Source organism: Streptomyces sp. NPDC000348 (assembly GCF_042898795.1).
Taxonomy (GTDB): Bacteria; Actinomycetota; Actinomycetes; order Streptomycetales; family Streptomycetaceae; genus Streptomyces.
This window is the reverse complement of the sequence record NZ_JBIAZD010000001.1, coordinates 140,481-163,404: the sequence shown is the minus strand read 5'-3', so window position 1 is coordinate 163,404 and position 22,924 is coordinate 140,481. Positions and strand designations below refer to the sequence as shown.

Genomic DNA, 22,924 nt, shown 5'->3' with positions numbered 1-22,924 from the left:
GTCCCGAGGGATCCGGCGGGTGTCGGACGACGAGGCCGGCGGGGACGGGATGAGGACAACGGCGGGCGACGAGGGCACGACGGGCGGGAACATCGCGGTGGTGGGGCACGCCGACCTGACCCCGCAGACGCTCCTGCTGGTGGAGACCGCGCTGCGGACCCGGCTGGCGCGGCGGCCCGCCCCGGCCGTGGCCATGGTGCGCACCGGCGCGGGAACACCACTGGCGTCCGGCCGGGCCGCGCGGGCGTCGGGATGCCCGCTGGCCGTGGTGATCCCCACGCGTATCGGGGTGCCCGCCATGCCGCCCCGGCGGGACCGGATGGCGGCCGGTGAGCTGCTGACCCTCGCCGACGAGGTGCGCCTGCTGACCTACGACCCGGTGGACCGCGACTCCTGCATCGGCGCGGACGAACGGCTCGTCGCCTCCAGCGGCCTCCTCCTGGCCGTCTGGGACGGTTCCCCGTCCAACGGCCGCGACGCCACCGCCCACCTGGTGACCTACGCCCGCGCCCGAGGCGTCCCCGTGGAGGTCGTGTGGCCCGAGGGGGCCACCCGGGAAGCGCTGCCGGCTCTCCGCGCGGAGCGCTGACGGCCGAACAGGGACCATCGGCCCCTGCCCAAAGGCCCTGGCAGGGACCCTTCGACCCATGTGGAGCCCCCTCCCCGCCGCCGATCATGGGCGCGCGAAACAGCTTGGGGAGGAAGACGTCCGGTGGACGAGATGCACATGGAGAAGGTCAGAGCGGTGGAGGACGCGCGGCCCCGTCCGGTACCGCCGTCCGGAGGGACCGTCGCAGCGGCGCCCGCGGCGCGCCGGGCCGCGTGGGTGGACTGGCTGACCACCACCGACCACAAGAAGATCGGCACGCTGTACCTGGTCAGCGCGTTCGTGTTCTTCGTCGTCGGCGGCGTGATGGCGCTGATGATGCGCGCGGAGCTCGCCCGGCCGGGCCTGCAGATCATGTCGAACGAGCAGTTCAACCAGGCGTTCACGATGCACGGCTCGATCATGCTGCTGATGTTCGCGATGCCGCTGTTCACGGGCTTCGCGAACTGGATCATGCCGCTGCAGATCGGCGCGCCCGACGTGGCGTTCCCGCGGCTGAACATGCTGGCCTTCTGGCTGTTCCTGTTCGGCTCCTCGATCGCCGCCGCCGGTTTCCTCACCCCGGGAGGAGCCGCCGACTTCGGCTGGTTCCTGTACGCCCCGCTGTCGAACGAGGTCTACTCGCCCGGCATCGGCGCCGACCTGTGGATCATGGGCGTGGCCCTGTCCGGGTTCGGCTCGATCCTGGGCGCGGTCAACTTCATCACCACGATCGTCTGCATGCGCGCGCCCGGCATGACGATGTTCCGCATGCCGATCTTCACCTGGAACGTGCTGCTGACGGCGCTGCTCGTGCTGATCGTGTTCCCGGTGCTGGCGGCGGCGCTGTTCGCGCTGGAGTGCGACCGCAAGTTCGGCAGCCACATCTTCGACTCGGCCAACGGCGGGGCGTTGTTGTGGCAGCACCTGTTCTGGTTCTTCGGCCATCCCGAGGTGTACATCCTGGCGCTGCCGTTCTTCGGCATCGTCTCCGAGGTCGTCCCGGTCTTCTCCCGCAAGCCGATGTTCGGCTACATGGGCCTGATCGGCGCGACCATCGCGATCGCCGGCCTCTCGGTGACGGTGTGGGCGCACCACATGTACGTCACCGGCGGTGTGCTGCTGCCGTTCTTCTCCTTCATGACCTTCCTGATCGCGGTCCCGACGGGCGTGAAGTTCTTCAACTGGATCGGCACCATGTGGAAGGGGTCCCTGAGTTTCGAGACCCCGATGCTGTGGACGACCGGCTTCCTGATCACCTTCGTCTTCGGTGGTCTGACCGGTGTCATCCTGGCCTCGCCGCCGCTGGACTTCCACGTCTCCGACAGCTACTTCGTGGTGGCGCACTTCCACTACACCGTCTTCGGCACGGTCGTGTACGCGATGTTCGCCGGCTTCCACTTCTGGTGGCCGAAGTTCACCGGCAAGATGCTCGACGAACGCCTCGGCAAGATCACCTTCTGGACCCTCACGGCCGGTTTCCACCTGACCTTCCTGGTCCAGCACTGGCTGGGCGTCGAGGGCATGCCCCGCCGCTACGCCGACTACCTCGCCGCCGACGGCTTCACCGCCCTGAACACCCTGTCCTCCATCGGGTCGTTCCTGCTGGGCCTGGCGGTCCTGCCGTTCTTCTACAACGTCTGGAAGACGGCCAAGTACGGCGAGCCGGTCGGCGTCGACGACCCGTGGGGCTACGGCCGCTCCCTGGAGTGGGCGACCGCCTGCCCGCCCCCGCGGCACAACTTCCTCACCCTGCCGAGGATCCGCAGCGAGTCCCCGGCGTTCGACCTGCACCACCCCGAGATCGCCGCGACCGAGACGGCGGGGTGAGCCGTGCCGCAGCCCGTTCTGTCCCTGGGGTGCGCGGCGGTGACGGCCGCCGGCTGCGTCTGGTACCTGCCGGCCCTCGCCGACCTGCGGGCCGGAGCCGACCGGCCGCTGTCCCGCCGTACGGCGGCGATCGCCTGTCTGACCGGCTGGGGCACCCTCGGGGCGGTCGCCCTGGTGCTGCTCGTGGCCACGGAGTGGTGGATACCGGTGGCCGTGGGCGGTCCGGCCGCCGCCGCCCTGCGCGTCCGTGCCGCCGTGCGGCGCGCCGGTGAGCAGCGGGAAGCGGCCCGGCAGTGGGCGCAGCTGCCGCACGTCCCGCCGTCCGCCGACGCCCACCACTCCCGCGGAGCGGTCGCCGCCGTGACCCTCGCCGGGCCGGTCGTGGGAGCGGCGGCCGTGGCCGCACTGGCGTCGGCTCCGGTGCCCGGAGCGGCCGTCGTCGTCCCCGCCGCGATCGTCATGGTCCCCGCGGTGGCCGTGGGCCTGGTCCTCGCGATCGCCGTGCGGCACACCCGCCCGGGCCGCGGACGGCACCCGGGATAGCCGCGTCGAGGAGACCGGACCGGACGACGACAAGCGGAATGCCCGTCCCCACTTGTCCCCGATGGGCTTCTTTCCCTTGCACCACTACAACTGAAGTACTACAACTGGAGTTGTTCAAGCGAGGGCAGTCCACCGGAAGAGGACGCGTTGCGAAAGCTCACGTACTACATCGCCTGCTCCATCGACGGCTTCATCGGGGACCCGGAGGGCGACGCGTCGGCGATGTTCGCCTTCGTCGACGAGGAGTTCTCCGCATTCCTCGCGGCGGAGTACCCCGAGACCGTTCCGACCCACGGCCGCCGGCAGATGAACATCGACCACCTGCCGAACAAGCGGTTCGACACCATCGTCCAGGGCCGGGCCAGCTACGACCTGGCCCTGCGGGAGGGCATCACCAGTCCCTACGCCCATCTGCGCGAATACGTCGCCTCCCGCACGCTGGGGGAGTCGCCCGACCCCAACGTCGAGATCATCGCGGACGACCTGGTCGGCCGGGTGCGCGCGTTGAAGGCGGAGGACAGCGCGTACGACATCTACCTGTGCGGCGGGGCCGGGATCGCCGGTGAACTGGCCGACGAGATCGACGAGCTGGTCATCAAGACGTACCCCATCGTGCAGGGCTCCGGGATGCCGATGTTCGCCTCCGGCTTCTCGATCACGCACTTCGCGCTGGAGTCGGTGCGCTCGTTCGGCAACGGTGCGCTGGTGCGGACGTACAGCAGGAAGCGCTGAACCGGCTCCGGGCCTACCCTGGGGGCATGGACAGCGAACAGCCCGTCTGTCCCGCCTGCGGACAGCCGGTGGAGACGGTGGTCCGGCGCCACAAGACACTGGGCGCGTGGGTCCCGGTGTGGGCGCACGGGCCGTGCCGCAACCCGGAATGCCGGGAATTCCACGGGGCCGCAGAGGCAGGACGAACCGAACGACCCGGTGCCGCCGAGCCGGGACCGGCCCGGAAGGACACCGTGAGCCAGGCCCCCACCGAGCGCTAGCGCGGTGGCACGGGGCGGCGGGGCGCGGCCGCCGCCCGCCCCGTCACCACCGACCGGTCCGGCCGGTCCCGGAGGCGGGCCGACCGGCGAAGGCGTACGTCCGGCGGACGCTCACCGCCGGGGACGTTCCATGAAGCGCAGCATGTTCCCCGCCGGGTCACGGAACGCGCAGTCCCGCACCCCGTACGGCTGGTCCACCGGCTCCTGGAGCACGTCCGCACCGGCGGCGCGGACTCGCGCGAAGAGGGTGTCGCAGTCGGTGGTGGTGAAGTTGACCCCGCGCAGCATGCCCTTGGCCAACAGCTCGGCCATCGCCTGCTTGTCGGCGGGGGAGGCGTCCGGGTCCGCGGCGGGCGGCTCCAGCACGATCTCCACGTCCGGCTGCTCCGGCGAGGCGACGGTCACCCAGCGCATCCCCTCGAACTCCACGTCGTTGCGTACCTCGAGACCCAGCACGTCGCGGTAGAAGGCCAGCGCCTTGTCGTGGTCGTCGACGGCGAGGAAGCACTGGGCGAGTCTCACGTCCGATCCGGTGTTCATGCCCCCACGTTAGAAGGTTCCGCCCGGATCGACCCGCGTCCGGCCCCGGACCGGCCGGGTGTACCTCCGGGCCACGCACGGCGGAATGACCGCGCTCTCCTCGTGCGACCGGGCACGGTACGCGCTCGGTGTCTCCCCGACCAGCTCGGTGAACCGGGAGCTGAACGAACCGAGCGAGGTGCAGCCGACCGCGAGACACACCTCCGTCACCGTGAGGTCGCCCCGCCGCAGCAACGCCTTGGCGCGCTCGATGCGCCGGGTCATGAGGTAGGCGTACGGCGTCTGCCCGTACGCCGCGCGGAAGCTGCGCTGGAAGTGACCGGGCGACATCAGCGCGGTCCGCGCCAGCTCCGTGACGTCGAGCGGCTCGGCGTACTCCCGGTCCATCCGGTCCCGGGCCCGCCGCAGCCGCACCAGATCCTCCAGCTCCATCCGCCCAGCATCCCACGCCCCACGGGACCGCGGCGGCCGTCCCGAAGACGCCGAAGGGCCCCGCCGCACGGAGCGGCGGGGCCCTTCGCGACCTCCATGACCCGCGATGGTGCACCGATCGCCGTCACGGAGGAGGAGGCCGGGTCAGGCCTTCTTGGTCTCCCAGAAGATCTTGTCGATCTGGGCGATGTAGTCCAGGGCCTTCTGGCCGGTCGCCGGGTCCGTCGACGCCTTGGCGGCCGAAAGGGCCTTCAGGGTGTCGTTGACCAGCTGGTGCAGCTCCGGGTACTTCTCGAAGTGCGGGGGCTTGAAGTAGTCGCTCCACAGCACGGAGACGTGGTGCTTCGCCAGCTCGGCGCGCTGCTCCTTGATGACCGTGGCACGGGCCTGGAAGTGCGGGTCGTCGTTGCCGGCCATCTTCTCCTGGACGGCCTTCACGGACTCCGCCTCGATGCGGGCCTGGGCCGGGTCGTACACACCGCAGGGCAGGTCGCAGTGGGCGCTGACCTTGACCTTGGGGGCAAACAGGCGGGAAAGCATGAAGCGCTTCCTTCCTCGTGATCGTCTTCTCACACTGGACATTACTCCGTGGCGGACGGCTTTTCGCGGGTGCCCCCGCGGGCTTAGGACAAAAGTCCGGGGTGAGACTGGGACTGGTGGAGGAAGAACCGGGGAGGTGCCGGGTGATGCCGGAGCCGTCGCAGGACGCCGAACGGGCGAGGGCGCCGCTGCCCTTCGGGGTGGCCGAGGTGACCGGGCCGTCCATGGTGCCCACGCTGCACCACGGGGACCGGCTCCTGGTGCACTACGGCGCCCGGGTCAAACGCGGGGACGTGATCGTGCTCCGGCATCCGTTCCAGCAGGACCTGCTGGTCGTCAAGCGGGCCGCCGAGCGGCGCGACGGCGGCTGGTGGGTGCTCGGGGACAACGCCTACGCCGGCGGGGACAGCACCGACTACGGCGTCGTCCCCGACGAGCTGGTGCTCGGCCGGGTCCGTTTCCGTTACCGGCCGCGCGGCTCCGGGCGGCGTTCGCCGCTGGCCGTGGTGGGCTGGGCGCTGTCGTCGGCCCGGCCCGTGCTCTCCGGCCGGTCGGCCTCCAGGCGTTTGCGGGCGCGGTAGGCGGCCACGTTGGCGCGGGTGGCGCAGCGGTCGGAGCAGTAGCGCCGGGAACGGTTGGTCGAGGTGTCCAGGTAGGCGTTGCGGCAGGGCGACGCCTCGCACAGGCCGAGGCGGTCCACGCCGTACTCGGTGAGGTGGAAGGCCAGGCCCATCGCGGCGATGGCGGCGTAGCCGGCGGTGGCGTTGGACGGGTGGTCGGCCAGGTGCATGTGCCACAGCGGGCGGCCGTCGTCGTCGCGGAAGTCGTGGCCGGAGATCTGCGGGCTGACCGGGAACTCCAGCAGCAGTGAGTTCAGCAGGTCGACGGCGAGGGTCTCGTCGCCGCCGTCCGCCGCCTCGAAGACCGAGCGGAGCCTGGCCCGGACCGAGCGGAACCGCGTCACATCGGCGTCGGTGGTGCGCCGGGCGGCCGACTGGTTGGCGCCGAACAGATCGCGGACGGCCTCGACCGAGGTCAGCGTGTCCTTCCCCCGGGCCGGCTCCTCGGTGTTGACGAGGCGCACGGCGTAATCCGAGTAATAGGCCAGTTCCACTTGTAGTCCTTACGCAGGGGATCTATCGTCATGAGCGCGGTCTTGTAACAGACGATTCCGCATCCAGGGTATTACGGGACGTACGTGAGGGAGGCGCTCGATGACGGACGCGGACACCACCACGGCCGCCGCCGACTGGCGGGCCTGGCAGGAGAGCTGGGACCGGCAGCAGGAGTGGTACATGCCGGACCGGGAGGAACGCTTCCGGGTCATGCTCGACATGGTGGAGGCCCTCGTCGGCACCTCGCCGCGCGTGCTCGACCTCGCCTGCGGCACGGGCAGCATCACCGCCCGGCTGTTCGACCGGTTCCCGGACGCCACCAGCACCGGCGTCGACCTGGACCCGGCGCTGCTCGCCATCGCGGAGGGCACGTTCGAGGGGGACGAGCGGGTCTCCTTCGTGACGGCCGACCTCAAGGACCCGGCGTGGCCGGCGAAGCTGCCGCACGACTCCTACGACGCGGTGCTGACCGCGACGGCCCTCCACTGGCTGCACCGGGGACCCCTCGCGGACCTCTACGGGCACATCGCGGGGCTCGTCCGCGACGGCGGTGTCTTCATGAACGCGGACCACATGATCGACGACACGACTCCCCGGATCAACGCGGCCGAGCGCGCCCTGCGCCACGCCCGTATGGATCAGGCCAAGCGGGACGGCGCCCTCGACTGGGCCCAGTGGTGGCGGCTCGCCGCCGAGGACCCGGTCCTCGCCGGACCGACGGCCCGCCGGTTCGAGATCTACGGCGAGCACGCCGACGGCGACATGCCGTCGGCCGCCTGGCACGCACGCGTGCTGCGCGAGAAGGGGTTCGGGGAGGCGCGGCCGGTGTGGTGCTCGCCCTCGGACACCCTGCTGCTGGCGCTGAAGTAGCCGGAGGGGAACGCGAAGGGGCGGTACGGACCGGCCGTACCGCCCCTTCGCGTGTTCGCTCAGAGCACCTTGGACAGGAACGCCTTCGTGCGCTCGTGCTGCGGGTCGGTCAGGACGTCGCGCGGGTTGCCCGACTCGACCACCACGCCGCCGTCCATGAAGACCAGGCTGTCGCCCACCTCGCGGGCGAAGCCCATCTCGTGGGTGACGACGACCATCGTCATACCGGACTCGGCGAGGTCGCGCATGACGTCGAGGACGTCACCGACCAGCTCCGGGTCGAGCGCCGAGGTCGGCTCGTCGAAGAGCATCAGCTTGGGATCCATGGCGAGCGCGCGGGCGATCGCCACGCGCTGCTGCTGGCCGCCGGAGAGCTGCGAGGGGTAGTTCCCCGCCTTGTCGCCGAGGCCCACGCGCTCCAGGAGCTGCATCGCGCGCTCCCTGGCCTGCCCCTTGCCCACGCCCTTGACCTGGACCGGCGCCTCCATGACGTTCTCGACGGCCGTCATGTGCGGGAACAGGTTGAAGCGCTGGAAGACCATGCCGATGTCCCGGCGCTTCAGGGCCACCTCGCTGTCCTTGAGCTCGTACAGCTTGTCGCCCTTCTGGCGGTAGCCGACCAGCTCGCCGTCGACGTACAGACGTCCGGCGTTGATCTTCTCGAGGTGGTTGATACACCTGAGGAAGGTGGACTTGCCGGAGCCGGAGGGTCCGATGAGGCAGAACACCTCGCCGGACCTGACCTCCAGGTCGATGCCCTTGAGGACCTCGACGGGGCCGAAGGACTTGTGCACGCCCTCGGCCTTGACCATCGCGTTCGTCATGCCGTGACCCCCTTGCGGCTGGAGAAGGACGTCAGGTGGGCACGGACCTTCTGCCACGGGGTGGGCGGCAGCTGGCGGCTCGATCCGCGGGCGTAGTACCGCTCGACGTAGTACTGGCCCACGCTGAGCACGGAGGTGAGGATCAGGTACCAGGCCGCGGCGAGGAACAGCATCTCGACCGTGGCGCCCGAGGTGGTGCCGATGTCCTGGGCGTAGCGCAGGAGCTCGTAGTACTGGACGGCCGCGACGAGCGACGTGGTCTTCAGCATGTTGATGACCTCGTTGCCCGTGGGCGGCACGATCACGCGCATGGCCTGCGGGACGACGATCCGGCGCAGCGTCTTGGAGTGGCTCATGCCGAGCGCGTGGGCGGCCTCGGTCTGGCCCTCGTCGACGGCCAGCAGACCGGCGCGGCAGATCTCCGCCATGTACGCGGCCTCGTTCAGGCCGAGGCCCAGCAGCGCCGTCAGGAACGGCGTCATGAACTGGGACCACTCGTCCTTGTAGATCGGCCCGAGGTTGACGTACTCGAAGACGAAGCCCAGGTTGAACCAGACGAACAGCTGGACCAGGACCGGGGTGCCGCGGAAGAACCAGATGTAGAACCAGGCGATCGACGAGGTCACCGGGTTCTTGGACAGCCGCATCACGGCCAGCAGCAGGCCGCCGACGATGCCGATGAGCATCGAGAGGAAGGTCAGCCACAGCGTCTCGCGGACGCCGGTGAGGATGCGGTCGTTGAAGAAGTAGTCGGGGATCGCGCCCCAGTTGATGTCACCGTTCGCGAAGGCCCAGATGAGCGCGAAGAAGATCGCGAGGGCGAGAACGGCCGAGACGTAACGGCCGTAGTGCCGGACCGGAACGGCCTTGACGGCCTCCGGGCCGGCCGGCGGGGTGCCCGCCGGCCCGTCCGTCTTGTTGATGTCAGCAGTCACGGGTGTTGCCTTTCAGCGCCGCCGGTGCGGTCACTTGCCGCCGTTGATGGTGGCTTCCTCGACGGCGCCCTCCGTGACGCCCCACTTCTCCAGGACCTTCTGGTACTCGCCGTTCTCGATGATCGCGGCGAGTGCGGCCTTCAGGGCGTCCCGCAGCTCGGTGTCGCCCTTGGCGACCGCGATGCCGTACGGGGCGGCGTCGACCTGCTCGCCGACCAGCTGGAAGTCCTTGCCGCCACCGGAGGTCTTCACGGCGTACGCGGCGACCGGGAAGTCGGAGGAACCGGCGTCGGCGCCGCCCGCGCGCAGGCGGGTCTGGGCCTGCTGGTCGTTGTCGAAGGCCTCGATGGTGATGGTCTTGCCCGCCGGGCACTTCTCCGCCTCGGCCTTGGCCAGGTCGTGCGAGACCGTGCCGCGCTGGACGACCAGCTTCTTGCCGCACAGGTCGGCCCAGGTCCGGATGCCCTGGTCGTCGCCCTTCTTGGTGTAGATCGAGACACCGGCGGTGAAGTAGTCGACGAAGTCGACGCCCTCGCCGACCTTCTTGCCGGTGTCGGAGTCGATGCCCTCCTGACGGGCCTTGGTGTCGGTCATGGCGGACATGGCGATGTCGTACCGGTCCGAGCGCAGGCCGCCGAGCAGCGTGTCGAAGGTGCCGTTCTCGAACTCGAACTTCACGCCGAGCTGCTTGCCCATGGCGTCCGCGAGGTCCGGGTCGATGCCGACCGTCTTGCCGGAACCGTCCTTGAACTCGACCGGGGCGTACGCGATGTCCGAGCCCACCTTGACGACGCCCGCCTTGCGGATGTCGGCCGGGAGCTTGTCGGCGAGGGGCGCGGTGGACGTTTCGGAGGTGCTGCTGTCGTTGCCCTCGTCCGTCTGGTCACCGCAGCCGGTGAGAAGCAGTGCGCCTGCGACCGCGATCGCGCCGACCGCTGCTGTCCGGGACTTCGCGGCGGTGGTACGACGGGTGGTGCTTGCGGTCATGGTGGGTTCCTCCGGCGGATGGGTGGAGATGCCGATGGGTGGGCCACTGCCGACGGGTATCGACAGCGCCGCAGGTCGACGAGAACACACGTCTTCGAGTGTCGCGACCTCGTGCGATTACGGCATCTTGCCATTCGGTCTGAGCCATTCAGGGGACTCGCGATGTCAAAATCGGATAACGGGCGGCACCCGAACCACACCACTCCGGGACATCCGGCCGGACAGTCTGCGGGAATCAGCCATTCCGGCCGGAAGATCTTCGGTCCATCCCAGGATATGGACGCGCCGACCGTGGTTTTTGTCACGATAGTGCGTTTGACGGCTGTTCGTACCGACCTTGTCCTTGTATCAGGTGACAATTCAGGTCGCCGGCATGTGACCTTCGCGTTATGGACTCGTCGCCGACGGCGTCCGTCCGGTAAGAAGGTTCTTTACACCCCTCATCCGGGGCTCAGGGCGCGTGTGCGGCGCGCCCGTCGTGTTCGGCCCGTACGCATCAACCCTCCGGGCCTTGCGCGGTCCCGCCCACCCCTCACCAGGAGTGGCAACCCTCAAACCATGAACACTTAAGGGGTAAAACCAAGTGGCAGCGGAGATTGTCAATCCTCGCAGCGACAGCGAAAGCCGGAACGGCCATACGGGGCAGGACGACGGGGCCGAGCCCCTCGATTCCTTCGACCCGGCGTTCGCGCTGCACCGCGGCGGCAAGATGGCCGTGCAGGCCACCGTGCCGATCCGCGACAAGGACGACCTGTCCCTGGCGTACACGCCCGGCGTCGCGAAGGTGTGCAGCGCGATCGCCGAGCAGCCGGAGCTCGTCCACGACTACACGTGGAAGTCGCAGGTCGTCGCCGTCGTGACGGACGGCACGGCCGTGCTGGGGCTCGGCGACATCGGGCCCGAGGCCTCCCTCCCGGTGATGGAGGGCAAGGCCATCCTCTTCAAGCAGTTCGGCGGCGTGGACGCGGTCCCGATCGCCCTGGACTGCACCGACGTGGACGAGATCGTCGAGACCGTGGTCCGGCTCGCCCCGTCCTTCGGCGGGGTGAACCTGGAGGACATCTCCGCACCCCGCTGCTTCGAGATCGAGAAGCGGCTGCAGGAGCGGCTGGACATCCCGGTCTTCCACGACGACCAGCACGGCACGGCGGTCGTGACGCTGGCGGCGCTGCGGAACGCCGCGCGGCTGAGCGGACGGGCCCTCGGTGATCTGCGCGCCGTGATCTCGGGCGCGGGCGCCGCGGGTGTCGCGATCGCCAGGATGCTGATCGAGGCCGGCATCGGCGATGTCGCCGTGGCCGACCGCAAGGGCGTCGTGTCGCGGGACCGCGGGGACCTCACCCCGGTCAAGGCGGAGCTGGCGTCGTTCACCAACAAGGCCGGCCTCTCCGGGTCGCTGGAGTCGGCGCTGGCCGGGGCCGACGTCTTCATCGGCGTCTCCGGCGGCACGGTGCCGGAGACGGCGGTGGCGTCGATGGCCGAGGGCGCGTTCGTCTTCGCCATGGCCAACCCCGACCCGGAGGTGCACCCGGAGGTCGCGCACAAGTACGCGGCGGTCGTGGCCACCGGACGGTCGGACTTCCCGAACCAGATCAACAACGTGCTGGCGTTCCCCGGGATCTTCGCGGGGGCGCTGCAGGTGCGGGCCTCCCGGATCACCGAGGGGATGAAGCTGGCGGCGGCCGAGGCGCTGGCCTCGGTGGTCGGTGACGACCTCGCCGCCGACTACGTCATCCCGTCCCCGTTCGACGAGCGGGTCGCCCCCGCGGTGACGGCGGCGGTGGCCGCGGCCGCCCGGGCGGAGGGTGTCGCCCGCCGCTGACGCGCGGATCGCCGATCGGCCCCGTCCCCCGGTGGGCGGGGCCGATTTCTCTCGCCGGGAGCCCGGGCCGCGCGGGTGGCGGGTTCCGCCGGGTGGCAAGAGGGTGTGTCTCACAGCGGGGCCCGGTTCCTTCGGCGGGGCGGGGAACCTATCGTCGAGGTCATGTTCGCCGTCTACGCCGCCCGAATCGACCGCGACCAGCCGCTCGCGGGTCTGGAGCTGGGAGAGCGTCCCGCTCCCGAGCCCCGGCCAGGCTGGAGCACCGTCACGGTCAAGGCCGCCTCCCTCAACCACCACGACCTCTGGTCCCTGCGGGGCGTGGGCCTCGCGGAGGACAAGCTGCCGATGATCCTCGGCTGCGACGCCGCCGGCGTCGACGAGGACGGCAACGAGGTCGTCCTGCACTCCGTGATCGGCCAGAGCGGGCACGGGGTCGGCCCCGACGAGCCCCGGTCCATCCTGACCGAGCGCTACCAGGGCACGTTCGCCGAGCGGGTCGCCGTGCCCACGTGGAACGTCCTGCCCAAGCCGAAGGAGCTCTCCTTCGAGGAGGCCGCCTGTCTGCCGACCGCCTGGCTGACCGCGTACCGGATGCTGTTCACCAACGCCGGGGTGCGGCCCGGGGACTCCGTACTGGTGCAGGGGGCCGGGGGTGGTGTCGCCACCGCCGCGATCGTGCTCGGCAGGGCCGCGGGGCTGCGGGTCTTCGCCACCAGCCGGGACGAGGCCAAGCGGAAGCGGGCGCTGGAGCTCGGGGCCGTGGAGGCCGTGGAACCGGGGGCGCGGCTGCCGCAGCGGGTCGACGCGGTGATCGAGACCGTGGGGGCGGCCACCTGGTCCCACTCGGTGAAGTCGCTGCGCCCCGGCGGCACGCTGGTGATCTCCGGCGCCACCAGTGGTGACCGGCCCTCGCACGCCGAGCTGACCCGGATCTTCTTCCTGGAACTCAAGGTCGTCGGGTCGACCATGGGCACCAAGGACGAGCTGGAGGATCTGCTCTCCTTCTGCGCCGCCACCGGCGTACGGCCCGTCATCGACGAGGCGCTGCCCATGGACCGGGCGCGGGAGGGCTTCGAACGGATGGAGTCCGGCGGGCAGTTCGGCAAGATCGTGCTCACGAATCCCTGAAGGGCGAAGCCCGCCCCCGACGGCCGGTCCGGGTCTCCGGGCCGGCCGTCGGCATGTCAACCAGGGTTGACGCCGAAGGGGTGTCAATGTAAGTTGACATCATGACTGAGGCAACCGACCTCGCCGAGCGTGCGGGCGACCGTGACCCACGGGTCGGCCTGCGGGCCGTCGCCGCCCTGCGCCGGCTGCTGGAGCAACTGGAGACCGTGCAGGTGCGCAACGCGCGCCATCAGGGCTGGTCGTGGCAGGAGATCGCCACCGAACTCGGGGTCAGCAGGCAGGCCGTGCACAAGAAGTACGGGAGGCATTGATGTTCGAGCGGTTCACGAAGGACGCCCGCGACGTGGTGAAGGGGGCGGTCGGGCACGCGGGGGAGACGGGGGCCGAGCGGGTCGGTGCCGAGCATCTGCTGCTGGCCCTGCTCGACCGGGAAGGGAGCCGGGCCTCGTTCGCGCTGGCCGCCCTCGGTGCCGGTGGGCGACGGGAGTCGGTGCGGGCGGCGCTGGGGGAGGCCCGGCGGCGGGCCGGGCTGACCCAGGCCGAGACCGACGCCCTCGCCGGGCTCGGCATCGACGTGTCGGAGATCGTGGCGCGGGTGGAGGAGGTGCACGGGGCCGGGGCGATGTCCGGCGACCGGAAGGCCGGGGGCCGGCGGTCGGGACACCTGCCCTTCGACCGCGCGGCCAAGGACGTCCTCACGGGCGCCCTGCGCGCCGCCACCGCCCTGCGCGACCGCCGTATCGGCGACGAGCACCTCCTGCTCGCCCTGACCGCCCGCCCCGGCGTCCCCGCCGAGGTCCTCGCCGACCACGGCGTGACGTACGCATCCGTGACCCGGGTCCTCCACGGGGCCGGCGAAGCCAAGGCGGGCTGAGGTCGGCGCAGGGCCGCCCGGGCTGGGCTGCCCTGCGCCGGCCCGGCCGGGCCGGGATCGCCGGGTCCGGTGGGCTCAGGGGGCTCCGGTTCGGTTCGGGTGGGCCGGGTCGGTCTTGTGAGGACGGTGTGGCCGTGTCGGGCCTGTGCGTCCCGCCGGGCCGGGTTTCGCCGGGGCGGGCGGGCTCAGGGAGTTCCGGTTCGGTTCGGGTGGGCCGGGTCGGTCTCGTGAGGACGGTGTGGCCGTGTCGGGCCTGTGCGTCCCGCCGGGCCGGGATTGCGTCGGGCCGGGTGACCCGGAGGCCTTCGGCCCGGTTCGGGTGGGCCCGGCCAGGAGGTCTACCGCTTCGGTGTGCGCAGTATCGCCCCGATGTGGGCCGCCGCCGTGGACAGATGGCGGCGGGCGTCGCGGAGCTGGTCCGCGGTGACCCCGTGGTCGCGGGCCGCGTCACGGATGTCGTCCCGGAAGCGGTCCAGCAGGCGGTCCAGGTCACGGGCCGGGTCGCCGGTGGAGTCCGAGGCGTCCTCGTGCGCCCAGGCAGGGGTGTAGTCGGCGGGGAAGTCCTCGGGAGTCCGGGAGTACGACGGCTCGGAGGCCTTCCCCGAGGCCCCCGCGCCGGCGCGGCCGAAGGCGAAGTCCTTGCCGAACTCGCCCATCTCCTTGGCCAGTTCGCTGAGGCCCTCACGCAGCCCCGTCGGCCAGTCGCCCCGGGCGAAGTGGTCCTGCACCTGTTCCTGGACCTGACGTGCGATGCGCTGCACCTCCTCCTGCGCCCTGTCCTGGGCCTCCTTGGCCTGGCGGCGGGCGCGCTGAGCCTCCTCGCGGGAGCGTCGGCTCTCGTCCTTGGCGCGGCGGGCCTGTTCCTTCCACTCCTGCTTGGCGCGGCGCATCTCCTCCTTGGCGGCATGCCAGGCGTCCTTGGTGCCGAAGGCCCCGAAGTCGCCGAAAGCACCTTCCTCGTCGGGGGCCGCCCCGCCGGTACGGCTCTGGCGGGCCCTTCCCGCCGCGGCCCGCATCTCGCGGCGCAGATCGCCCGCCGCGCCGCTGACGTCGGCCCGGATCTCGGCGGCCAGTTCGGCGACCGACTCCCGGATCTCCAGTTCCAGATCGGCCAGCTCGCCACTGCGGTCGGCCAGCTCCGCGCGGCCGGCGTCCGTGATGGAGTACACCTTGCGGCCGCCCTCGGTGGTGTGGGTGACCAGGCCCTCCGCCTCCAGCTTGGCCAGGCGGGGGTAGACCGTGCCCGCCGACGGGGCGTACAGCCCCTGGAAGCGCTCCTCGAGGAGGCGGATCACCTCGTAGCCGTGACGCGGGGCCTCGTCCAGCAGCTTCAGCAGGTAGAGGCGGAGGCGTCCGTGGGCGAAGACGGGAGGCATGTCAGAGCACCTTCTTGTCGGTCGTACCCGCATTGTCCCCCGAGCCGTCCCGCGGGTCCGGCTCGTCCTCCCCGGCCGGGCGGCGCAGCAGGGCGATGGAGCCGGAGACGGTGGTGGCGCGCAGTCTGCCGCTGCCCGCGCCCAGACGGCCGGTGAGCTTGTGGGCGCCCCACTGGCCCTGCACCCGGAGGTCGTCGAAGGCGTTGGATATGGCGCCGCTCGCGGTGTTGGCCTCCACCTCGGCGTCCGCCGGATGGGGCAGCCGGATGGCGATCTCGCCCGAGACGCTGGTCAGATCGACGTCGGTGGGGCCGGCGGGGTCGAGGTCCGCGATCAGCGATCCGCTGACCGTGTCCGCCCGCACGGAGGGGCCGGAGCCCTCGACGACGGTGAGGTCGCCGGAGACGGAGGCGAAGCGGAGGTCGCCGGTGACGGACTGGGCCTCCACGCTTCCGGAGACGGTCTCCGCGCGGACCGGGCCGGACAGGGCGACCAGGGTGGTGTCGCCGGCGACACCCTTCACCGCGGCGGGGCCCCGGATGCCGGAGACCACGGCGCCGGCGCCGACCACGCCCACCTCGACCCGGGTCTGCGCCGGAACGGCCAGGGAGACCACCGCGCTGCGGCGCCGGCCCTTGCGGTCCAGCCACTTGAGGAAGCCCTTCCAGGGGAGGTCGTCGTAGGCCACCGTGAGGGTGCCGTCCTTCTGGGTGACCAGCAGGGGTGGGCCCTCGACCTCGGAGACCTGGAGGTGGGCGGGGCCCTCGTCGGTGCCCACGATGTTCACGGTGCCGTTGACGATGCGTACGCGCAGGTCGCTCACGGGGGTGTCGAAGGTGAGCTTCGTGGGTTCCGCGACGGACCATTCGGGCATGGGGGGACCTCCTGGGAACGAAGCGGTCGACGATGACGCGGCATATCGCGTCTTACGTGATTCACGATATATCGCGGCAGGGGAAAGTCAAGGCGCTCGTTCTGGTGATCGGTCTTTTGCGGAGGGGGTGAAGTGACCTGGCGCATCGGCGCTGAGCGGGGGCGGGTTCGCATGGCCCGGCGTTTGCGGGATGCTCTGCGCTGGTGTGGGCCGGAGGTGTTCACGCAGCCCGGCGCTTGCGGGGTGCCCTCGCGCCCACCCGTGCCGCCCTGGGGGTACCTCCCAGGCCTTTTGAGGCACTGGGGGAGGCACGACTGCCCGCGGATCGCGGGGGTGCGGTAGCGACTGGCGCGGCGGGCGGGTGTGTGGTGGGGGCGGGAATGCCGCCCCCCCGTGGGGTGCTACTCGTCGTCCTCGTCGTCCAGGCGGGCCAGCCAGGTGGCCAGGCGTTCCACCGGGACCTCGAAGTCGGGGTTGAGGTCGACGAACGTGCGCAGCTGCTCGGCCAGCCACTCGAAGGTGACCTCCTCCTCCCCGCGCCGCTTCTCCAGTTCCTCGATGCCACGGTCCGTGAAGTACATGAGGACAAGGATATGGGCAGGAAAACGGGCGGGCCGCACTCCCGTGAGAGGGGTGCGGCCCGCCCGCGTACGGCCTCCGGTTACGCCTCGAAGACCTCGCGCACCAGCTGCTCCTGCTCGGCCTGGTGGCGCTTCGCGGAGCCGACCGCCGGGGACGAGCCGTGCGGCCGCGAGATGCGGCGCAGACGCTCGTCGTGCGGGAGGTCGGCACCGACCGCCAGGTCGAGGTGGTCGATCAGGTTGAGCGCGATGAACGGCCAGGCACCCTGGTTCGCCGGCTCCTCCTGGGCCCACAGGTACTTCTCGGCGTTCGGGTACTTCTTGATCTCCGCCTGGAGCTCCGCACCCGGCAGCGGGTACAGGCGCTCGATGCGGATGATCGCCGTGTCCGTGGTACCGCGCTTCTGCCGCTCGGCCTCGAGGTCGTAGTAGACCTTGCCGGCGGTGAAGACGACCTTCTTCACCGCGGCCGGGTCGACCGAGGCGTCGCCGATGACCGGGCGGAACTGGCCCGCGGTGAACTCCTCCGCCTTCGAGGCCGCGGCCTTCAGGCGCAGCATCGACTTCGGCGTGAAGACGACCAGCGGCTTGTGGTGCGGGTTGTGCACCTGCCACCGCAGGAGGTGGAAGTAGTTCGACGGCGACGTCGGCATCGCGACCGTCATGTTGTTCTGGGCGCAGAGCTGCAGGAACCGCTCCGGGCGGGCCGAGGAGTGGTCCGGGCCCTGGCCCTCGTAGCCGTGCGGGAGGAGCAGGACCACACCGGAGGTCTGGTTCCACTTCTGCTCCGCCGACGAGATGAACTCGTCCACGACCGTCTGCGCGCCGTTGACGAAGTCGCCGAACTGCGCCTCCCACAGCACGAGCGCGTCGGGGCGGGCCAGCGAGTAGCCGTACTCGAAGCCCATCGCCGCGTACTCGGACAGCAGGGAGTTGTAGACGTTCAGCCGCGCCTGGTCCTCGGAGAGGTACTGCAGCGGCGTGTACTCCTCGCCCGTGCTGCGGTCGATGATGACCGCGTGGCGCTGGCCGAAGGTGCCGCGCTGGGAGTCCTGGCCCGCGAGGCGCACCGGGACGCCCTCCAGGAGGAGGGAGCCGAAGGCGAGGGTCTCGCCCATGCCCCAGTCGATCGTGCCGTCCTCGACCATCGCCGCCCGGCGCTGCAGCTGAGGCAGCAGACGCGGGTGGACGGTGATGTGGTCGGGGATGTTGACCTGGGACTCGGCGATCCGCTTGACGGTCTCCGTGGTCACCGCGGTGTTCACGGCGACCGGGAACTCGGCCTGCGGCTCGGACGGCAGCGCGGCGGACGGCTGCGAGGTGGCCTCGCGGACCTCGGTGAAGACCTTCTCCAGCTGGCCCTGGTAGTCCTGCAGCGCCTGCTCGGCCTCTTCCAGGGTGATGTCGCCGCGACCGATGAGGGACTCGGTGTACAGCTTGCGCACCGAGCGCTTCTTGTCGATCAGGTCGTACATCAGCGGCTGGGTGAAGGCCGGGTTGTCCGACTCGTTGTGACCGCGGCGGCGGTAGCAGATGAGGTCGATCACCACGTCCTTGTTGAACGCCTGGCGGAACTCGAAGGCGAGCCGCGCGACGCGGACCACGGCCTCCGGGTCGTCGCCGTTCACGTGGAAGATCGGGGCCTCGATCATGCGGGCCACGTCCGTGGCGTACATGGAGGAGCGCGAGGACTCGGGGGCCGCGGTGAAGCCGACCTGGTTGTTGATGACGACGTGGACCGTGCCGCCGGTGCGGTAGCCGCGCAGCTGCGACATGTTCAGGGTCTCGGCCACCACGCCCTGGCCCGCGAAGGCCGCGTCGCCGTGGATCGCCACCGGCAGGACGGTGAAGTCCGTGCCGCCCTTGCCGATGATGTCCTGCTTGGCGCGGGCGACGCCCTCCAGGACCGGGTCCACCGCCTCCAGGTGCGAGGGGTTGGCGACCAGGGAGACCTTGATCTGCTCGCCGTCCAGGCCGGTGAAGGTGCCCTCGGCGCCCAGGTGGTACTTCACGTCGCCGGAGCCGTGCATCGACTTCGGGTCGAGGTTGCCCTCGAACTCGCGGAAGATCTGCGCGTACGACTTGCCGACGATGTTGGCCAGCACGTTCAGCCGGCCGCGGTGGGCCATGCCGATGACGACCTCGTCCAGGCGGGACTCGGCGGCCGAGTCCAGCACCGCGTCCAGCAGCGGGATGACGGACTCGCCGCCCTCCAGGGAGAAGCGCTTCTGGCCGACGTACTTCGTCTGCAGGAAGGTCTCGAACGCCTCCGCGGCGTTCAGCCGGCGCAGGATGCGCAGCTGCTCCTCGCGCTCCGGCTTGGTGTGCGAGCGCTCGATGCGGTCCTGGATCCACTTGCGCTGCTTGGGGTCCTGGATGTGCATGAACTCGACGCCGGTGGTGCGGCAGTACGAGTCGCGCAGCACGCCGAGGATGTCGCGCAGCTTCATCAGGGACTTGCCGGCGAAGCCGCCGACGGCGAACTCGCGCTCCAGGTCCCACAGGGTGAGGCCGTGCTCGACGATGTCCAGGTCGGGGTGCTTGCGCTGGCGGTACTCCAGCGGGTCGGTGTCGGCCATGACGTGGCCGCGGACCCGGTAGGAGTGGATCAGCTCGAAGACGCGGGCGGCCTTGGTGACGTCGTCGTCGTGGGAGGCGTCGATGTCCTTGAGCCAGCGGACCGGCTCGTAGGGGATGCGCAGCGCCTCGAAGATCTCGTCGTAGAAGTTCTTCTCGCCGAGCAGGAGGTTGGCGACCGCGCGCAGGAACTCGCCGGAGGCGGCGCCCTGGATCACCCGGTGGTCGTAGGTCGACGTGAGCGTCATGACCTTGGAGATGCCGAGCTTGTTCAGGGTGTCCTGGGAGGTGCCCTGGAACTCCGCCGGGTAGTCCATGGAGCCGACGCCCATGATCACCGACTGGCCGGGCATCAGGCGCGGCACGGAGTGGACGGTGCCGAGGCCGCCGGGGTTGGTCAGGGAGACCGTGACACCGGTGAAGTCGTCCATCGTCAGCTTGTTGTCGCGGGCGCGACGGACGATGTCCTCGTAGGCCTGCCAGAACTCGAAGAAGTTCAGCGTCTCGGCCTTCTTGATGGCCGCGACGACCAGCTGGCGGTCGCCGTTGGGCTTCACCAGGTCGATGGCCAGACCGAGGTTGACGTGCTCCGGCTTCACCAGGGTCGGCTTGCCGTCCACCCGGGCGAACGAGTGGTTCATCGCCGGCATGGCCTTGATGGCCTGCACCATCGCGTAGCCGATGAGGTGCGTGAAGGAGATCTTCCCGCCGCGGGCCCGCTTGAGGTGGTTGTTGATGACGATGCGGTTGTCGAACAGCAGCTTCACCGGGACCGCGCGCACGGACGTGGCCGTGGGCAGCTCGAGGGAGGCGTCCATGTTCTTCGCCACGGCGGCGGACGGGCCGCGCAGGGTGACCTGCTCGGGGCCGGCCTTCGCCTCGGTGGCGGGCTCGGCCTTGGGCGCCGCGGCGGCCGGCTTGGCTGCGGGCGCGGCGGCCTGCGCCGGGGCGGGAGCCTTCGCCGGGGCGGCGGGCGCCTCGGCGGCCGGCTGAGCGGCGGCGGGCTGCGCGGCCGCGGGAGCGGGCGCGGCAGGCCGGGCCGGAGGGGCCGGGGTGGTGGTTCCCGCGGCCCCCGCGGCCGCGGTACCCGCCGGAGCCGAGGCCGCAGGCGCGCCCGGCTTGTAGTCGGCGAAGAAGTCCCACCAGGCTCGGTCCACCGAGTTCGGGTCCTGGAGGTACTGCTGGTAGATCTCGTCGACGAGCCATTCGTTGGCACCGAAGGCCGCAGCGGGGTTCTTACCCGCTTGGTCGGTGTCGGTCGAGATGCTCGAGTTACTGGGGGACTGTGGCGACACGGCGTCAACCGCCCTCTTCCGCTTCGCAAGATGATGGACAGCGGAAATAAAGGCTACGCCCCCGAGAGCGAGAAGGTCAGGCCGGGCCCGTTCATCGTCGCGTAAGTCACATTGCAGCGTGTGTTTCGGCGTGGGAAATGGCGGGAAACAACCGTGGTTTCGATTCTTCGGGCCGTATCAGGGATCGCCAGGCCGGGCCCCGGCGCGCAGTTCGCGCGGGCCTGCGCCTGCTCACACGTGTCCGCCAGCGCGAACACGGGTGGATCGTGCGGCTCCGCTTCGAACTTTACGTCAACTTGGTGCGGATGACGCTCCCGGAAGAGTGATGAGAATCCGACAGCCCCGCTCGGATTCGGCCACTCCGATCCGGCCGCCGTGCAGATCGACGGCCCAACGGGCGATCGCCAGGCCGAGACCGGTGCCGCCGTCGCTGCCCGGACCGTGCGGCCGGTTGACGTTGCCCCGGTTGAAGCGCTCGAAGACGCGGTGCCACTCGGTGCGCGGGATGCCGGGCCCCTCGTCCAGCACCTCCAGCTCCAGCGACTCCGGCCGGTCCCCGCGCCGCGCCCGGACCGTCACCCGGCCGTGCGGCGGGCTGTGCTTGACCGCGTTGTCGATGAGGTTGGCGACGACCTGGTGGATGCGCTCGGGGTCGGCGTGCGCGACGAGCTCCGGCGGTGACACGTCGAGGTGCAGATGGACGTCCGTACGGGTGTGGCTGCCCGATCCGGAGGCCATGCCCGCGCGGGCCGAGGCGACCATGTTGGCCTCCTTCAGCACGCCGGACAGGTACGGCCACACCTCGAACCGCCGTTTCTTCAGCGGCACCACGCCGTTGTCCAGGCGGGACAGGTCGAGGAGCGTCTCCACGAGGCGTCCCAGCCGCTCGGTCTGCTTCAGGGCCGTGCGCATCGTCTCGGGATCGGCCTGCGTGACGCCGTCGACGATGTTCTCCAGCACCGCGCGCAGGCCCGCGATGGGGGTGCGCAGCTCGTGCGAGACGTTGGCGACCAGCTCCTTGCGCTGGCGGTCCTGGGCCTCCAGCTCGTCGGCCATGACGTTGATCATCTGGGCCAGGTCGCCCAGCTCGTCCCGGCGGTTCTCCCGCACCCGGCGGGTGTAGTCGCCGTGCGAGATGGAACGGGCCACGGCGTTCATGTCGTCCAGCGGCGCGGTGAGCGAGTGCGCCACGAACTGCGTGATGAGCAGCGTCGCGATCATCGAGAAGATCGTGATGAAGCGCAGCTCCGTCTTGGTGTGCACGGCGATCACCGACAGCCCCGTGGTGATCAGGACCGAGACGACGACCAGCGCACCCAGCTTGGTCTGGATCGAGAACGGGCGTACACCGCCCCAGGGCTGCGAAGCCCGGGGGCCTCTGCGTCCGGCCGGACCGTCGCTCATGGCGTCGGCGTCTCCAGGGCGTAGCCCACGCCGTGCACGGTGCGGATGCGCTCGGCGCCGATCTTCCGGCGCAGCGCCTTGATGTGGCTGTCGACCGTGCGGGTGCCGGAGGCGTCCGCCCAGTCCCACACCTCGGCCAGCAGCTGCTCGCGGGAGAGCACCGCGCGGGGGGTGTTCGCCAGGCACACCAGGAGGTCGAACTCGGTGGGCGTCAGATGGACGTCCTCGCTGCGCACGCGCACCCTGCGCTGCGCGTGGTCGATCTCCAGTTCGCCCAGGCGCAGGATGCCGCTGCGCGGGGTCGTCGCCGCGAGGGCCGCCCGCTCCATGCGGCGCAGCAGCACGTGCACGCGTGCCGCCAGCTCCCGCATGGAGAAGGGCTTCGTCATGTAGTCGTCGGCGCCGACGCCCAGCCCGACCAGCATGTCGGTCTCGTCGTCGCGCGCGGTGAGCATCAGCACCGGCACCGGCCGCTGGGCCTGCACGCGCCGGCAGACCTCCAGGCCGTCGAAGCCGGGCAGCATGATGTCCAGGATCAGCAGGTCGGGCTGCCAGGCCTCCGCCGTGTCCACCGCGGACGGGCCGTCGCCCGCCGTTTGCACCAGGAATCCCTCGGCGCGGAGGCGCGTCGCGATGGCGTCCACGATCGTCGCGTCGTCCTCCACCACCAGGACCCTGCGCTGGGCGCCGAGGGTGGTCGTGGCCGTGCCGTTGTGGGAGGTGTGTGTCTGCTCCATCGCCCGCCCCTGAAGTGTGCTTTTCCGGAATCAGTGGGGTGATCCCTCGTCCGCGCAGCATT

At 70.6% G+C, this 22,924-nt stretch carries 24 protein-coding genes; 11 read left to right on the top strand and 13 right to left on the bottom strand.

Annotated elements, in window-relative coordinates; all coding sequences use genetic code 11:
* Window positions 1-49 precede the first annotated feature (49 nt).
* From ACFY3N_RS00805 to ACFY3N_RS00785, 5 genes are all read left to right on the top strand, one after another.
* Window positions 50-589: a hypothetical protein gene (locus ACFY3N_RS00805; RefSeq protein ID WP_390815014.1), complete on the top strand. Its 540-nt coding sequence runs from the start codon at window positions 50-52 to the stop codon at window positions 587-589.
* Window positions 590-721: 132 nt separating this feature from the next.
* Window positions 722-2,416, top strand: coding sequence for a cytochrome c oxidase subunit I (gene ctaD / locus ACFY3N_RS00800; protein ID WP_390815013.1), 1,695 nt, complete (start codon window positions 722-724; stop codon window positions 2,414-2,416).
* 3 nt (window positions 2,417-2,419) lie between these two features.
* Window positions 2,420-2,959 carry a hypothetical protein gene (locus ACFY3N_RS00795; RefSeq protein ID WP_390814498.1) on the top strand — a complete coding sequence of 180 codons (540 nt, stop codon included), beginning with the start codon at window positions 2,420-2,422 and terminating at the stop codon, window positions 2,957-2,959.
* A gap of 147 nt (window positions 2,960-3,106) precedes the next feature.
* Entirely contained in the window at window positions 3,107-3,691 is a 585-nt protein-coding gene (locus ACFY3N_RS00790) for a dihydrofolate reductase family protein (RefSeq protein ID WP_390814497.1), read from the top strand.
* 26 nt (window positions 3,692-3,717) lie between these two features.
* Complete coding sequence (locus tag ACFY3N_RS00785; RefSeq protein WP_390814496.1) at window positions 3,718-3,951, top strand: hypothetical protein; 234 nt, start codon at window positions 3,718-3,720, stop codon at window positions 3,949-3,951.
* A 111-nt stretch (window positions 3,952-4,062) separates the two neighbouring features.
* Here the strand turns inward: ACFY3N_RS00785 and ACFY3N_RS00780 are convergent, their stop codons facing one another.
* From ACFY3N_RS00780 to sodN, 3 genes are all read right to left on the bottom strand, one after another.
* A complete protein-coding gene (locus ACFY3N_RS00780) occupies window positions 4,063-4,491 on the bottom strand; it encodes a VOC family protein (protein ID WP_390814495.1) in 429 nt (142 codons plus the stop codon).
* A gap of 9 nt (window positions 4,492-4,500) precedes the next feature.
* Window positions 4,501-4,923, bottom strand: a complete 423-nt coding sequence (locus tag ACFY3N_RS00775) for a helix-turn-helix transcriptional regulator (RefSeq protein ID WP_390814494.1) — start codon at window positions 4,921-4,923, stop codon at window positions 4,501-4,503.
* Window positions 4,924-5,067: 144 nt separating this feature from the next.
* A complete protein-coding gene (gene sodN, locus ACFY3N_RS00770; RefSeq protein ID WP_004983535.1) occupies window positions 5,068-5,463 on the bottom strand; it encodes a superoxide dismutase, Ni in 396 nt (131 codons plus the stop codon).
* A 146-nt stretch (window positions 5,464-5,609) separates the two neighbouring features.
* Here sodN and sodX point away from each other — a divergent pair, with 146 nt between their 5' ends.
* Window positions 5,610-6,044 carry a nickel-type superoxide dismutase maturation protease gene (sodX, locus tag ACFY3N_RS00765; protein WP_390814493.1) on the top strand — a complete coding sequence of 145 codons (435 nt, stop codon included), beginning with the start codon at window positions 5,610-5,612 and terminating at the stop codon, window positions 6,042-6,044.
* On the opposite strand, the gene ACFY3N_RS00760 is transcribed toward sodX, so the two are convergent.
* The gene (locus tag ACFY3N_RS00760; RefSeq protein ID WP_390814492.1) at window positions 5,927-6,577 is read right to left on the bottom strand and encodes a CGNR zinc finger domain-containing protein; all 651 of its coding nucleotides are present in this window, start codon (window positions 6,575-6,577) and stop codon (window positions 5,927-5,929) included. The genes sodX and ACFY3N_RS00760 overlap by 118 nt on opposite strands.
* Before the next feature lie 100 nt (window positions 6,578-6,677).
* On the opposite strand from ACFY3N_RS00760, the gene ACFY3N_RS00755 reads away from it, so the two are divergent.
* Window positions 6,678-7,448: a class I SAM-dependent methyltransferase gene (locus ACFY3N_RS00755; RefSeq protein ID WP_390814491.1), complete on the top strand. Its 771-nt coding sequence runs from the start codon at window positions 6,678-6,680 to the stop codon at window positions 7,446-7,448.
* Between the two features lie 59 nt (window positions 7,449-7,507).
* On the opposite strand, the gene ACFY3N_RS00750 is transcribed toward ACFY3N_RS00755, so the two are convergent.
* The 3 genes from ACFY3N_RS00750 to ACFY3N_RS00740 are packed head-to-tail and all read right to left on the bottom strand — an operon-like array spanning window position 7,508 to window position 10,194.
* Entirely contained in the window at window positions 7,508-8,272 is a 765-nt protein-coding gene (locus tag ACFY3N_RS00750; protein WP_390814490.1) for an amino acid ABC transporter ATP-binding protein, read from the bottom strand.
* Complete coding sequence (locus ACFY3N_RS00745) at window positions 8,269-9,207, bottom strand: amino acid ABC transporter permease (RefSeq protein ID WP_390814489.1); 939 nt, start codon at window positions 9,205-9,207, stop codon at window positions 8,269-8,271. Before ACFY3N_RS00745 ends, ACFY3N_RS00750 begins: the two co-directional genes overlap by 4 nt.
* A 30-nt stretch (window positions 9,208-9,237) precedes the next feature.
* Window positions 9,238-10,194, bottom strand: coding sequence for an ABC transporter substrate-binding protein (locus ACFY3N_RS00740; protein ID WP_390814488.1), 957 nt, complete (start codon window positions 10,192-10,194; stop codon window positions 9,238-9,240).
* Window positions 10,195-10,777: 583 nt separating this feature from the next.
* Between ACFY3N_RS00740 and ACFY3N_RS00735 the strand changes: the two genes are divergently transcribed.
* The 4 genes from ACFY3N_RS00735 (at window position 10,778) to ACFY3N_RS00720 (ending at window position 14,018) form a co-directional block, all read left to right on the top strand.
* The gene (locus ACFY3N_RS00735) at window positions 10,778-12,016 is read left to right on the top strand and encodes an NADP-dependent malic enzyme (protein WP_390814487.1); all 1,239 of its coding nucleotides are present in this window, start codon (window positions 10,778-10,780) and stop codon (window positions 12,014-12,016) included.
* Between the two features lie 162 nt (window positions 12,017-12,178).
* Window positions 12,179-13,144, top strand: coding sequence for a zinc-binding dehydrogenase (locus tag ACFY3N_RS00730; protein WP_390814486.1), 966 nt, complete (start codon window positions 12,179-12,181; stop codon window positions 13,142-13,144).
* 101 nt (window positions 13,145-13,245) lie between these two features.
* The gene (locus ACFY3N_RS00725; RefSeq protein ID WP_030219802.1) at window positions 13,246-13,455 is read left to right on the top strand and encodes an HTH domain-containing protein; all 210 of its coding nucleotides are present in this window, start codon (window positions 13,246-13,248) and stop codon (window positions 13,453-13,455) included.
* A complete protein-coding gene (locus tag ACFY3N_RS00720) occupies window positions 13,455-14,018 on the top strand; it encodes a Clp protease N-terminal domain-containing protein (RefSeq protein WP_390814485.1) in 564 nt (187 codons plus the stop codon). The genes ACFY3N_RS00725 and ACFY3N_RS00720 overlap by 1 nt, the downstream gene beginning before the upstream one ends.
* A gap of 338 nt (window positions 14,019-14,356) precedes the next feature.
* On the opposite strand, the gene ACFY3N_RS00715 is transcribed toward ACFY3N_RS00720, so the two are convergent.
* The 6 genes from ACFY3N_RS00715 to ACFY3N_RS00690 form a co-directional block, all read right to left on the bottom strand.
* Window positions 14,357-15,394 carry a helix-turn-helix transcriptional regulator gene (locus ACFY3N_RS00715; protein ID WP_390814484.1) on the bottom strand — a complete coding sequence of 346 codons (1,038 nt, stop codon included), beginning with the start codon at window positions 15,392-15,394 and terminating at the stop codon, window positions 14,357-14,359.
* Between the two features lies 1 nt (window position 15,395).
* Window positions 15,396-16,268 carry a DUF4097 domain-containing protein gene (locus tag ACFY3N_RS00710; RefSeq protein WP_390814483.1) on the bottom strand — a complete coding sequence of 291 codons (873 nt, stop codon included), beginning with the start codon at window positions 16,266-16,268 and terminating at the stop codon, window positions 15,396-15,398.
* 401 nt (window positions 16,269-16,669) lie between these two features.
* Complete coding sequence (locus ACFY3N_RS00705; protein WP_003992906.1) at window positions 16,670-16,849, bottom strand: DUF6104 family protein; 180 nt, start codon at window positions 16,847-16,849, stop codon at window positions 16,670-16,672.
* An 80-nt stretch (window positions 16,850-16,929) separates the two neighbouring features.
* Window positions 16,930-20,721 carry a multifunctional oxoglutarate decarboxylase/oxoglutarate dehydrogenase thiamine pyrophosphate-binding subunit/dihydrolipoyllysine-residue succinyltransferase subunit gene (locus ACFY3N_RS00700; RefSeq protein ID WP_390814482.1) on the bottom strand — a complete coding sequence of 1,264 codons (3,792 nt, stop codon included), beginning with the start codon at window positions 20,719-20,721 and terminating at the stop codon, window positions 16,930-16,932.
* Window positions 20,722-21,012: 291 nt separating this feature from the next.
* On the bottom strand, window positions 21,013-22,125 hold the full coding sequence (locus ACFY3N_RS00695; RefSeq protein ID WP_390814481.1) for an ATP-binding protein: 1,113 nt from the start codon (window positions 22,123-22,125) through the stop codon (window positions 21,013-21,015).
* Window positions 22,122-22,862, bottom strand: a complete 741-nt coding sequence (locus tag ACFY3N_RS00690) for a response regulator transcription factor (protein ID WP_390814480.1) — start codon at window positions 22,860-22,862, stop codon at window positions 22,122-22,124. Before ACFY3N_RS00690 ends, ACFY3N_RS00695 begins: the two co-directional genes overlap by 4 nt.
* Window positions 22,863-22,924 lie beyond the last annotated feature (62 nt).

Bases quoted from the DNA above. Each gene is read 5' to 3' on its own strand.
- sodX (WP_390814493.1), top strand. From the start codon at position 5,610: ATGCCGGAGCCGTCGCAGGACGCCGAACGGGCGAGGGCGCCGCTGCCC.
- ACFY3N_RS00785 (WP_390814496.1), top strand. From the start codon at position 3,718: ATGGACAGCGAACAGCCCGTCTGTCCCGCCTGCGGACAGCCGGTGGAG.
- ACFY3N_RS00750 (WP_390814490.1), bottom strand. From the start codon at position 8,272: ATGACGAACGCGATGGTCAAGGCCGAGGGCGTGCACAAGTCCTTCGGC.
- ACFY3N_RS00725 (WP_030219802.1), top strand. From the start codon at position 13,246: ATGACTGAGGCAACCGACCTCGCCGAGCGTGCGGGCGACCGTGACCCA.
- ACFY3N_RS00780 (WP_390814495.1), bottom strand. From the start codon at position 4,491: ATGAACACCGGATCGGACGTGAGACTCGCCCAGTGCTTCCTCGCCGTC.
- ACFY3N_RS00805 (WP_390815014.1), top strand. From the start codon at position 50: ATGAGGACAACGGCGGGCGACGAGGGCACGACGGGCGGGAACATCGCG.
- ctaD (WP_390815013.1), top strand. From the start codon at position 722: ATGCACATGGAGAAGGTCAGAGCGGTGGAGGACGCGCGGCCCCGTCCG.
- ACFY3N_RS00690 (WP_390814480.1), bottom strand. From the start codon at position 22,862: ATGGAGCAGACACACACCTCCCACAACGGCACGGCCACGACCACCCTC.
- ACFY3N_RS00695 (WP_390814481.1), bottom strand. From the start codon at position 22,125: ATGAGCGACGGTCCGGCCGGACGCAGAGGCCCCCGGGCTTCGCAGCCC.
- ACFY3N_RS00710 (WP_390814483.1), bottom strand. From the start codon at position 16,268: ATGCCCGAATGGTCCGTCGCGGAACCCACGAAGCTCACCTTCGACACC.
- ACFY3N_RS00775 (WP_390814494.1), bottom strand. From the start codon at position 4,923: ATGGAGCTGGAGGATCTGGTGCGGCTGCGGCGGGCCCGGGACCGGATG.
- sodN (WP_004983535.1), bottom strand. From the start codon at position 5,463: ATGCTTTCCCGCCTGTTTGCCCCCAAGGTCAAGGTCAGCGCCCACTGC.
- ACFY3N_RS00715 (WP_390814484.1), bottom strand. From the start codon at position 15,394: ATGCCTCCCGTCTTCGCCCACGGACGCCTCCGCCTCTACCTGCTGAAG.
- ACFY3N_RS00730 (WP_390814486.1), top strand. From the start codon at position 12,179: ATGTTCGCCGTCTACGCCGCCCGAATCGACCGCGACCAGCCGCTCGCG.
- ACFY3N_RS00705 (WP_003992906.1), bottom strand. From the start codon at position 16,849: ATGTACTTCACGGACCGTGGCATCGAGGAACTGGAGAAGCGGCGCGGG.
- ACFY3N_RS00755 (WP_390814491.1), top strand. From the start codon at position 6,678: ATGACGGACGCGGACACCACCACGGCCGCCGCCGACTGGCGGGCCTGG.
- ACFY3N_RS00740 (WP_390814488.1), bottom strand. From the start codon at position 10,194: ATGACCGCAAGCACCACCCGTCGTACCACCGCCGCGAAGTCCCGGACA.
- ACFY3N_RS00720 (WP_390814485.1), top strand. From the start codon at position 13,455: ATGTTCGAGCGGTTCACGAAGGACGCCCGCGACGTGGTGAAGGGGGCG.